The organism is Rheinheimera sp. (assembly GCF_020217005.1).
Classification (GTDB): domain Bacteria; phylum Pseudomonadota; class Gammaproteobacteria; order Enterobacterales; family Alteromonadaceae; genus Pararheinheimera.
Genome location: NZ_JAIWOI010000207.1, coordinates 1 through 10,000, shown reverse-complemented (window position 1 = coordinate 10,000; position 10,000 = coordinate 1). Strand labels below are relative to the sequence as shown.

Here is a 10,000-nt window from a genome sequence, read left to right as displayed (position 1 = left end):
GATCGTCGTTTAGCCAGGGCTCAGAATAAAACCTCTAAACCAGAGCTGGATTCTGACTTATTGGCCGAAGCCGAACATGGCTTAGTGATCAGTCGTTTTGGTCAACATGCCGATATTGAAGATAGCGCAGGCCAGATTTTTCGCTGCAATATCCGTCGCACTATCAGCTCCTTAGTCACAGGTGACAAAGTGGTTTTCTGCCGTACTAAAGTACCTGGCGGTGGCCCAGAGGGTGTTGTGGAAGCTGTAGCTGAGCGCGAATCCGTATTATTGCGCCCTGATTTTTATGATGGTTTAAAACCTGTAGCTGCCAATATAGATTTGATGATTATTGTCTCAGCCGTATTACCTGCATTCTCGCTGAACATTGTCGACCGCTATTTGATTGCGGCTGAAGCAATGCATATCAAGCCATTGTTATTGCTGAATAAAATAGACTTGTTGACGGATGAGCAACGAGCTGAAGTCGACCAGCAACTCGCCATCTACCAAAAGATTGGTTACGAATTTTTATTGTTAAGCGCTAAAACAGGTGAAGGTACAGCTCAGTTGGATTCATACCTGAAGCAAGGCGTCAGTATTTTTGTTGGTCAGTCCGGTGTAGGTAAGTCATCTTTGGTCAATAATCTGTTGCCTGATATTTCCGCCGAAACCCGTGAAGTATCAGAAAACTCAGGTTTAGGCCAGCACACCACCACCACAGCCCGCTTATATCACTTACCAGACGGCGGCGATTTAATAGACTCACCAGGTATCCGCGAATTTGCCTTGTGGCATCTGGAACCAGAGCAAATCGCTTTAGGTTACCCTGAGTTTAAAGACTGGCTGGGCCGCTGTAAATTCCGTGACTGTAAACATTTAAACGATCCGGGCTGCGCTTTACAACATGCGGTCAGCATTGGAGAAATCCACCCGGAACGTTTTGCCAATTACCATAAAATCCTGCTTAGTATGGCGCAGGATAAGCCGAATTATTTTCAACCCTGAGGTTTAAATCCACTATGGATCAAGTCAAAATCGCATTGCAGTATGTTCTGCCTAAGCATTTATTATCCCGTCTTGTTGGTTATCTGGCGGCAGCACGTTTAGGTTTTGTCAGTCATGCGCTGATTAACCTTTTTATTAAAGCCTATAAAATTAATATGGCTGAGGCGAAGTTTGAAAAAGCCTCAGACTATGCCAGCTTTAATGAGTTCTTCACCCGGCCTTTAAAAGACGGCCTACGCCCTATCACTACGGATGCTGATGTGGTCTGCCAGCCGGTAGACGGCGCTATTAGCCAGCTGGGCGATATAGTGGATGGTCAGCTGATCCAGGCGAAGAACCACAACTACTCTTTGCAGGCTTTATTAGGTGGTGACGCAGCCACAGCCGCACCCTACGCTGGCGGTAAGTTCGCGACCATTTATCTGGCGCCTAAAGATTATCACCGTATTCATATGCCTATCACAGGCACCTTACGTGAAATGATTTACGTGCCAGGCGACCTGTTTTCAGTAAACCCGTTAACGGCCGAAAACGTGCCTGACTTATTCGCCCGTAACGAGCGTGTAGTCACCATTTTCGACACTGAACTAGGTCCTATGGCGCTGGTATTGGTAGGTGCGACTATAGTGGCCAGCATTGAAACTGTCTGGGCTGGAACTGTAACGCCGCCTACAGGTAAAGATGTATTCCGCTGGACTTATCCAACCTCAGGGCCACAAGCTGTGACTTTGGAAAAAGGTGCCGAGATGGGTCGCTTTAAACTAGGGTCCACAGTGATCCTGGCGTTCCAGGCCGGTCAGATTGAATTTACTGACAAGCAATATCCAACGGCTGTGACCCGTATGGGCGAGCCTTTTGCCGGGATAGTCAACAAGGCTTAATCAAATAAAAAAGCAGAGCTAAGCTCTGCTTTTTTATTGCTCTGAATTCTTGAATCAGGCAACGGAGAACACCAATGCAGATTATTGCCCATCGTGGTGCCAGCGGCTCCTATCCGGAAAATACCTTATTGGCGATACAGCAGGCCCTACTGGCTAAAGCTGATGGTATTGAAATTGATGTATTTTGTGTTGAAAACGAGTTGGTCGTCATCCATGATGAAAATGTCAGTCGTACCACCAATGGCAAAGGTTTGTTGCAGGATTTTACTCTGCAACAACTGCAACAACTGGATGCAGGCGCAGGCCAGCAAGTGCCGACTTTATGGCAAGCGCTGCAACTGGTGAACAATCAAACTTTGCTGAATATCGAACTCAAAGGTGCGGATACGGCAGAGCCTTTATTCAAGCTACTTAAAAAAGCTGAAACTGAATTGGGCACAGAGCCAGATAAACTGCTGATCTCCTCCTTTAATCACCATCTGCTGAAACAGATTAAAAAACAAAGACCTGATTTAAAAATAGGCGCTTTAACGGCCTCGTTACACTTGGACTATGCAGCTTTTGCGTCAGAACTTGGAGCCTGGTCAGTGCACTGCGACAGAGGTTTTATCAACCAGGAGCTGGTTCAGGATGCGCATCAACGCGGTTTAAAAGTGCTGGTTTATACGGTGAACGATGCAACAACAGCAAAAAAACTACAGCTGTTGGGTGTAGATGGGATTTTTTGCAACTATCCGCTGGAAGCCAGAAGCTGGTAGCAATCCAACAGAAGATCAGTCTTTATGGCTATCGCAGCTATGGCACTGATTACACAAACGTATATTTAGCACATGAGCCAGCACGACAAAAGACGCACCTATGATCAGAATGTAGTGCTCATAGTCATGGCCAAAAATGTCTTTCTGCCAGTAGATAAAACCACCTAAAAACAGCGAATAAAAAGGATAAATCTTTTTATGGTAACGGTGGAAGCCCGCGAACAAAGTAATAAAACCCAGTACCATAGTGATCAATAAGATGATCCGTTCAAAAGCATGGTTATGCCAGGCGCTTAATCCTAACAATGGCAATACAGGCAATAACACAGGTAGCATAATGCAGTGGATAGCACACAAAGATGTGATGGCTATACCTACTTTATCTAATGTATTACGAACCTGACTCAGCACAACTTGACACTCCGGTTTTGAAGGAGTGATATAATATAACAAATCACTAAAAAAACAAACCAAGTCGCTAACTCTTTTATACAACATAGAGAAAATCCAGGCGACAGAATCGGCTTCCAGAGCAGGTTGTGGCATAATGCGACAAATTTTTTGGAGACAAAAGAATGGATCAATTACTGGAACAGCTGGATCAGAACTTAAAGGATCTGTACCGTAAAGCTCTGGATGCAGACGCGATTCTGGACGATATTCAACAGCAAGGCCATGGCAAGTACCAGACTATTTTTGTCAACGACAAGAGCTTTCAGGTCACAAGTAACAGATTTATGCCTTATTTAAGTGAAGCTGCAGAACAAGTAGCGGCCATGCGTCAGACTCAACAGTTTAACACTGCAACTTTGCAGCGTGTTGTGAAACAAATTCAGTTGTTGCACAAAACACTAGCTGAGTTTCGCCAGCTCATGACCAAATAGTTTTTTTTTCTAGCTGGTTAGAAAAAAATATTCTAACAAAAAAAGGCCATTGCACTACTCTAACTCAGAAGAAGGAGTACGACATGGCCAGCTTAACGACTTCATTAGACAGTATAAAACTGCAAGCCAGACAATCTGCGTTGTCAGGCAACACTGCTCGTCCAAATCCTGGAGCACCTCTGGCGCAGGAACTGCAAGCCAGCGTGCAGCAAAGTAAACAACAGCAGCAATTATCCAGTCTGCCAGAGCCACAACAGCCCAAAGAAGAAACACGTCAGGATTCAGTGCGGGTTACCAGCACCATTGGAAAAGCAGCCTCCAGTGGACAATTAAGCCGGGAGGAGGCTGTAGCGATTTATCGTGAGATAGCTAACCTGCTTTAGCAGAAGCTGACTGATGCTTAGCAACAACAGGCTGGATAGTATCTTTAAACCAACGTTCCAGCATCACCCTCTCATGCTCATATGGTTGATCAGCTCTGACATTACTGATCCGGGTCATAAAACCCATGTCTTTTAACTTCAACTCATTGTTTTCAGTAACCAGCACTTTATTTTGGTCAAACAGCTTATAGCTGAAATTTATACGCGGGATAAATATATCCTTGATCACACGGATTTGCTGCCCGGTCTGAGTAAACATGTAATTCACGTCACCAGCCAAATCTATGTCAGTAACCACTACCTGCCAGTTGTAGCCTTCAGGTAATTGCTTTGCCAAATCGGCAAAAATCTTATCGAAGCTGGCCATAGTGCGTTTTTCATAACTGCCCCTGGGCTCATTGGCGGGCTTCATATCAGTAAACTTCTTGTAGTCTTTGTATTCAACCTTTACTTCGCCTGCGGCAACAGTTGTCGCCACCAACGCGGAGAGCATCAGCACACTCAAATTGATCATACGCATTACACACCCCACTTATCTTCTTAAATCGCGATGTCTAACAGGATAAAACATCAGCACTGAATTCGTGATGAATAAGTACCTAAGCTATTGACTTCACTATAGCCTAGTCTGCTGAAGAAACTGAAGTGATTAATTGTGCCAATAAGTATTCAGATGTAACGCCTTACTGACATAGCCTGACGATCAGACTTGATGGGTTTCCGGTGTTGGCAAGCCAGAGCGTTATTGAATTATCGAAAACAAAAAAGCCGCCTTTCGGCGGCTTTTTACACTAAAACGACTCTACGCTCCGGCACGACCTGCACGTTTACGATCGTTTTCAGTCAAGTGACGCTTACGGATACGAATTGACAGTGGTGTTACTTCAACCAGCTCGTCATCATCGATAAATTCCAGAGCTTGTTCCAGAGTGTAACGGATTGGTGGAACCAGGTTGATGGCTTCATCAGTACCAGAAGCACGAACGTTAGTTAACTGTTTGCCTTTTAAGCAGTTTACAGTTAAGTCATTGCTACGGCTGTGAATACCGATCACCTGACCTTCGTACACTTCTTCCGCATGACCGATAAACATACGACCACGTTCCTGCAGAGAGAAAATCGCATAACCTGCGGCTTTACCCATCGCATTTGAAATCAATACACCGTTCATACGTTGGCCTATAGTGCCGCCTTTGTATGGGCCATAGTGATCGAAGCTGTTGTACATCAGACCAGTACCAGAAGTGATGGTCATAAACTCTGTACGGAAACCAATCAAACCACGGCTTGGCATTTGGAAATCCATACGGATACGACCTTTACCATCTGGCTGCATATTGGTCATTTCTGCTTTACGCTCGCCCATTTTCTCCATGATAGAACCCTGGTGCTGTTCTTCCACGTCGATAGTGACGTTTTCCATAGGTTCCATTTTCTCGCCGTCTATCACTTTCATGATCACTTCAGGACGAGACACGGCCAGTTCAAAACCTTCGCGGCGCATGTTTTCGATCAGAACGCCTAAGTGCAGTTCACCACGGCCAGACACTTTGAATTTATCACCGTCTTCTGTTTCTTCAACACGTAAGGCTACGTTGTGTTTCAGTTCCGCATTTAAACGCTCTAAAATCTGACGTGAAGTTACAAACTTACCTTCTTTACCCGCAAACGGAGAGGTATTAACCTGGAAGGTCATGGTGACTGTCGGCTCATCAACTTGCAGAGCTGGTAATGCTTCCAGATTGGTCGGAGCACAAATGGTATCGGAGATTTTCAGTTCACCTAAACCAGTGAAGGCAACAATGTCACCCGCGTTGGCTTCAGTCGCTTCAATACGCTCCAGACCTAAGTAGCCGAATACCTGACCTACTTTAGCGTTACGTTTCGAGCCATCAGCACCTAAAATAGTAACCTGCTGGTTTGGCTTCAAAGTACCACGCTTGATACGGCCGATACCTATGATGCCTAAGTAACTGGAGTAATCCAGCTGAGACACCTGTAACTGAGTATCACCATCCAATTCAACGGCTGGAGGAGCTACGTGCTCAACAATGGCCGCGAATAAATCGTTAATATCAGTTTTTGGCTCGTTGTAATCCAGTGTGGCCCAACCGTTGATTGCTGATGCATAAACTACAGGGAAATCCAACTGTTCATCCGTCGCACCTAAGTTGTCAAACAGGTCAAATACCTGATCGATAACCCAATCTGGACGAGCTCCAGGACGGTCGATTTTATTCACAACAACAATAGGCTTTAAACCGTGGGCAAAGGCTTTTTGAGTTACGAAACGCGTTTGTGGCATTGGGCCTTCAACAGCGTCAACTAATAACAACACAGAGTCAGCCATAGACAATACACGTTCAACTTCACCGCCAAAGTCAGCGTGACCCGGTGTATCCAGAATGTTGATATGATAACCGTTCCAGCGTACCGAAGTGTTTTTTGCCAATATGGTGATACCGCGCTCGGATTCCTGAGCATTGGAATCCATCACACGTTCCTGCAACTTAGCACGTGAATCAAAAGTACCTGATTGTTGCAGTAACTTATCAACCAGAGTAGTTTTACCATGGTCAACGTGCGCGATAATGGCGATATTACGCAGTTTTTCTATTGCTGAAGCGGTTCCGCTCATTTGTATTTCCTCTGTGGCACTAGCTGACCATAATCCTGACTACTAGGCATTGACTAAAAGTTGTTCGAATTCAAGGGCGCGTATTCTACTCTGTTTTTACACAGAAAGAAAAATTAACTGTGCTCTGCAGCGGCTTATTTTTACATCCGGATGAGCAACCTGTGTATTTCAGGGCTATTCAGTGACAGAGCGATGAAACTTGCTATTTTAAATGGTGTTTATTTGAAAAGGCACCAGCATGGGGCTTTTGCATCACAATGAGGCAACATTGCACCAACTTAATGCAAAAGCCTGCATCATTAGGATGCAATTCCACAAAAAGTCATTACAGATCAACACGATAAATCTTTGGCATAAGAATGGCATTAAAAAGCACAAAGCTTTGGCCTGAGCCAGCATTATAAAAACAGGCGTTTTTTTACGCCCGTCAACAGCACAAACCGGAGGAATGCATGTCTGCATCTACAGTACTGAGTTTCATCAAAGAGAACGACGTAAGATTCGTTGATTTACGCTTTACGGATACCAAAGGTAAAGAACAACACGTGACTATCCCGTCCAGCCAAATCAATGAAGACTTCTTCGAAGATGGCAAAATGTTTGACGGTTCTTCCATCGCCGGCTGGAAAGGCATCAATGACTCAGACATGATCCTGATGCCTCAGGCAAGCACCATGTTACTGGACCCATTCTCAGAAGAAACCACTGTCAACATTACGTGTGACGTGATCGAGCCAAGCACTATGCAGGGCTATGAGCGTTGCCCACGCTCTATCGCTAAACGCGCTGAAGAGTACCTGAAGTCAACCGGTATTGCTGACACCGTATTGTTTGGACCTGAGCCAGAATGGTTCATGTTTGATGACGTGCGTTTCAAAAACACTATGTCTACAGCTTTCTTTGCTATCGACTCAGCTGAAGCTGCATGGAACTCAGACAAAGTATACGAAGGCGGTAACAAAGCTCACCGTCCTGGTATCAAAGGCGGTTACTTCCCGGTACCACCAGTAGATCAACACCACGATATCCGTAGCGCTATGTGTGTAGTACTGGAAGAAATGGGTCAGGTTGTTGAAGCTCACCACCATGAAGTAGCTACTGCTGGCCAGAACGAAATCGCAACTCGTTTCAATACTTTAACTAAGAAAGCTGACGAAATTCAGGTTCTGAAATACGTGGTTCACAACGTCGCGAACCTGTACGGCAAAACTGTAACCTTTATGCCAAAACCTCTGGTGGGTGATAACGGTTCAGGTATGCACTGTCACCAGTCATTAGCAAAAGATGGTGTAAACCTGTTTGCTGGTGATAAATATGCTGGTTTGTCTGAAACTGCTCTGTACTACATCGGCGGTATCATCAAGCATGCGAAAGCAATCAATGCCTTCACTAACCCTTCTACCAACTCGTACAAGCGTTTAGTACCACACTTCGAAGCTCCGGTAATGCTGGCTTATTCAGCCCGTAACCGTTCAGCTTCTATTCGTATCCCTCTGGTACCAAGTGCTAAAGCACGTCGTATCGAAGTGCGTTTCCCGGATCCGGCAGCGAACCCATACCTGGCTTTCGTAGCTCAGTTAATGGCTGGTTTAGATGGTATCCAAAACAAGATCCACCCAGGCGATGCCATGGATAAAGACTTGTATGACCTGCCACCAGAAGAAGAAGCACTGATCCCTCAGGTCTGTGGTTCTTTGGACGAAGCTCTGGACGCTTTAGATGCCAACCGCGCTATCTTCACGAAAGGCGGCGTAATGTCTGACGCGATGATCGATGCGTACATCGAACTGAAACGTGCAGAAGCTAAACGTGTTTCTATCGCAGTGCACCCACTGGAATATGAACTGTACTACAGCGTGTAAATCGCTGTTCGCTATCAAAAACCCGCGCTTGCCGCGGGTTTTTCTTTGGCTGAAATTTGAGATCCGGTGCAGGACAGATTAGAGTGGATACAGCAGCAGCCACAGTCAGGGTCACTATGAAGAAGCTAAGTCTGTTTTTTGCTTTACTCTGCACTACTGCACTTTGCACTACGGTATTCTACGCCAGTGCTTTGACTCAACAGGTTTATGTCAGCGTGGATAAAAATGGTGTGCCTCTGTATACAGACCAACCTGTTGCAGGTTCTAAAAAGTTAGAACTGAAAGTTTCTCTGCAAAGCCAACAACCTCAACAAGCCACTCAAATCGACCCTTTAGCTTCGTTAACTGAACAAGCAACAGCGCCTTACCAACTCACTATATTAACTCCCGCTATGGAGGCGACGGTGATCTCCAATCAGGGGGAAGTGGTAGTACAAAGTGATGTCAGCCCGGCTTTGGCGGACCACCACAAACTACGCTTAGTTCTGGATACCTCTCAACAAAGCCCTTTGCAGCAAAGCAGCAATTTTCGCCTGCTTGGTGTAGAACGTGGGGCACATCAATTGCAGCTGCAGGCCATTGATCAAAACGGCAAGCTAATTGCAGAAAGTCCTGTCACAACCTTTTATTTACGTAAAACTACAATAGCTTCACCAAAATAGTGCGTTTTGACGGTAACACGTCTGATTTTACAGTACACTGTGAAATCAAAGCACCATTTTGGTGCAATAGGTGAACGCAGTGACCCAACAACAAAAGACGATGGATTTTTCCACCACCGACTTTACCGACCAGCTCAGTACCGCAATTTTGGTGCTCGATAGCCAGTTGCAAGTGCAGTATTTTAATACCGCCAGCTCGGCCATGTTTGGTGTGGGCGAAAAACGTCTGGCGCAGCAATATTTTTTCACCTTATTTCAATACACAGATTTAACCTCCAGTTTCTTTTTAACTGCCTTACAAAACCGGCAAGGCTTTGGAATTAGTGATGTTCAGGCCGTATTACTGGATGGACGCCATATTTTGCTGGATGTCACAGTCAATCTGATAGAACAGCCGCATTTAGCTTTGATGCTGGAACTACGCCAGGTCGATCAGCAGCGAAAAATCAGTCTGGAAAGTTTACAGCAGCATCAGCATTTAGCCGCACGGGAGCTGATCCGGGGATTAGCCCATGAAATTAAAAATCCACTAGGTGGATTGCGAGGCGCAGCCCAGCTGTTGGAAGAGTCGTTAAATGATGATCAAAAAGAATATACACAGCTGATTATTGCCCAGGCAGACAGATTACGTAACTTAGTTGACCGCTTACTTGGCCCCTATAAAGCACCCAATAAAAAGTCTTCCAATGTGCATCAGGTGCTGGAAAGAGTCAGTCAACTGGCACAAATGGACAACCCTACTCATGTGCAGTTTAGCCGTGACTATGATCCAAGCATCCCAGACTTTTCATTTGATCCTGAACTAATAGAACAGGCTTTACTGAACATAGTAGGTAATGCTCAGCAAGTCCTGACTGAAGGTGGCCAAATCACCTTACAAACCCGGATTTTAAACCAACATACTATTCATGGCCGCCGTCACCGTTTAGTCGCGGCCGTCAAAGT

At 45.4% G+C, this 10,000-nt stretch carries 11 protein-coding genes; 8 read left to right on the top strand and 3 right to left on the bottom strand.

Translation table 11 applies throughout. The annotated features are described in order from the left end of the window. The 3 genes from rsgA to LDL40_RS10160 form a co-directional block, all read left to right on the top strand. The coding region (gene rsgA / locus LDL40_RS10170) for a small ribosomal subunit biogenesis GTPase RsgA (protein WP_300995228.1) at nt 1-987 on the top strand (987 nt) is incomplete at its 5' end. Between the two features lie 14 nt (nt 988-1,001). Further along, nucleotides 1,002-1,868 (top strand): archaetidylserine decarboxylase, encoded by an 867-nt coding sequence (gene asd / locus LDL40_RS10165; protein ID WP_300995227.1) that lies wholly within the window; start codon nt 1,002-1,004, stop codon nt 1,866-1,868. Between the two features lie 74 nt (nt 1,869-1,942). Next, a complete protein-coding gene (locus LDL40_RS10160) occupies nt 1,943-2,626 on the top strand; it encodes a glycerophosphodiester phosphodiesterase family protein (protein ID WP_300995226.1) in 684 nt (227 codons plus the stop codon). A gap of 15 nt (nt 2,627-2,641) precedes the next feature. On the opposite strand, the gene LDL40_RS10155 is transcribed toward LDL40_RS10160, so the two are convergent. Then, complete coding sequence (locus LDL40_RS10155) at nt 2,642-3,037, bottom strand: MerC domain-containing protein (protein ID WP_300995225.1); 396 nt, start codon at nt 3,035-3,037, stop codon at nt 2,642-2,644. A 164-nt stretch (nt 3,038-3,201) separates the two neighbouring features. On the opposite strand from LDL40_RS10155, the gene LDL40_RS10150 reads away from it, so the two are divergent. Together LDL40_RS10150 and LDL40_RS10145 are read left to right on the top strand one after the other, a co-directional pair. Continuing rightward, nucleotides 3,202-3,510: a prephenate dehydrogenase gene (locus tag LDL40_RS10150; protein ID WP_300995224.1), complete on the top strand. Its 309-nt coding sequence runs from the start codon at nt 3,202-3,204 to the stop codon at nt 3,508-3,510. 83 nt (nt 3,511-3,593) lie between these two features. Beyond that, nucleotides 3,594-3,893 carry a hypothetical protein gene (locus LDL40_RS10145; protein WP_300995223.1) on the top strand — a complete coding sequence of 100 codons (300 nt, stop codon included), beginning with the start codon at nt 3,594-3,596 and terminating at the stop codon, nt 3,891-3,893. Here the strand turns inward: LDL40_RS10145 and LDL40_RS10140 are convergent. Next, nucleotides 3,880-4,413 carry a DUF3016 domain-containing protein gene (locus LDL40_RS10140; RefSeq protein ID WP_300995222.1) on the bottom strand — a complete coding sequence of 178 codons (534 nt, stop codon included), beginning with the start codon at nt 4,411-4,413 and terminating at the stop codon, nt 3,880-3,882. The genes LDL40_RS10145 and LDL40_RS10140 overlap by 14 nt on opposite strands. Before the next feature lie 282 nt (nt 4,414-4,695). Next, entirely contained in the window at nt 4,696-6,531 is a 1,836-nt protein-coding gene (gene typA, locus LDL40_RS10135) for a translational GTPase TypA (RefSeq protein WP_300995221.1), read from the bottom strand. A gap of 452 nt (nt 6,532-6,983) precedes the next feature. Here typA and glnA point away from each other — a divergent pair, with 452 nt between their 5' ends. The 3 genes from glnA to glnL all read left to right on the top strand — a co-directional run. After that, on the top strand, nt 6,984-8,393 hold the full coding sequence (glnA, locus tag LDL40_RS10130; protein ID WP_300995220.1) for a glutamate--ammonia ligase: 1,410 nt from the start codon (nt 6,984-6,986) through the stop codon (nt 8,391-8,393). A gap of 83 nt (nt 8,394-8,476) precedes the next feature. Then, nucleotides 8,477-9,055 carry a DUF4124 domain-containing protein gene (locus tag LDL40_RS10125; RefSeq protein WP_300995219.1) on the top strand — a complete coding sequence of 193 codons (579 nt, stop codon included), beginning with the start codon at nt 8,477-8,479 and terminating at the stop codon, nt 9,053-9,055. Between the two features lie 70 nt (nt 9,056-9,125). Further along, on the top strand, nt 9,126-10,000 hold an 875-nt coding region (gene glnL, locus LDL40_RS10120; RefSeq protein ID WP_300995218.1), incomplete at its 3' end, for a nitrogen regulation protein NR(II).

Coding starts and splice junctions, on each gene's coding strand:
- asd (WP_300995227.1), top strand. CDS start 1,002: ATGGATCAAGTCAAAATCGCATTGCAGTATGTTCTGCCTAAGCATTTA.
- LDL40_RS10160 (WP_300995226.1), top strand. CDS start 1,943: ATGCAGATTATTGCCCATCGTGGTGCCAGCGGCTCCTATCCGGAAAAT.
- LDL40_RS10150 (WP_300995224.1), top strand. CDS start 3,202: ATGGATCAATTACTGGAACAGCTGGATCAGAACTTAAAGGATCTGTAC.
- LDL40_RS10145 (WP_300995223.1), top strand. CDS start 3,594: ATGGCCAGCTTAACGACTTCATTAGACAGTATAAAACTGCAAGCCAGA.
- LDL40_RS10140 (WP_300995222.1), bottom strand. CDS start 4,413: ATGCGTATGATCAATTTGAGTGTGCTGATGCTCTCCGCGTTGGTGGCG.
- typA (WP_300995221.1), bottom strand. CDS start 6,531: ATGAGCGGAACCGCTTCAGCAATAGAAAAACTGCGTAATATCGCCATT.
- glnA (WP_300995220.1), top strand. CDS start 6,984: ATGTCTGCATCTACAGTACTGAGTTTCATCAAAGAGAACGACGTAAGA.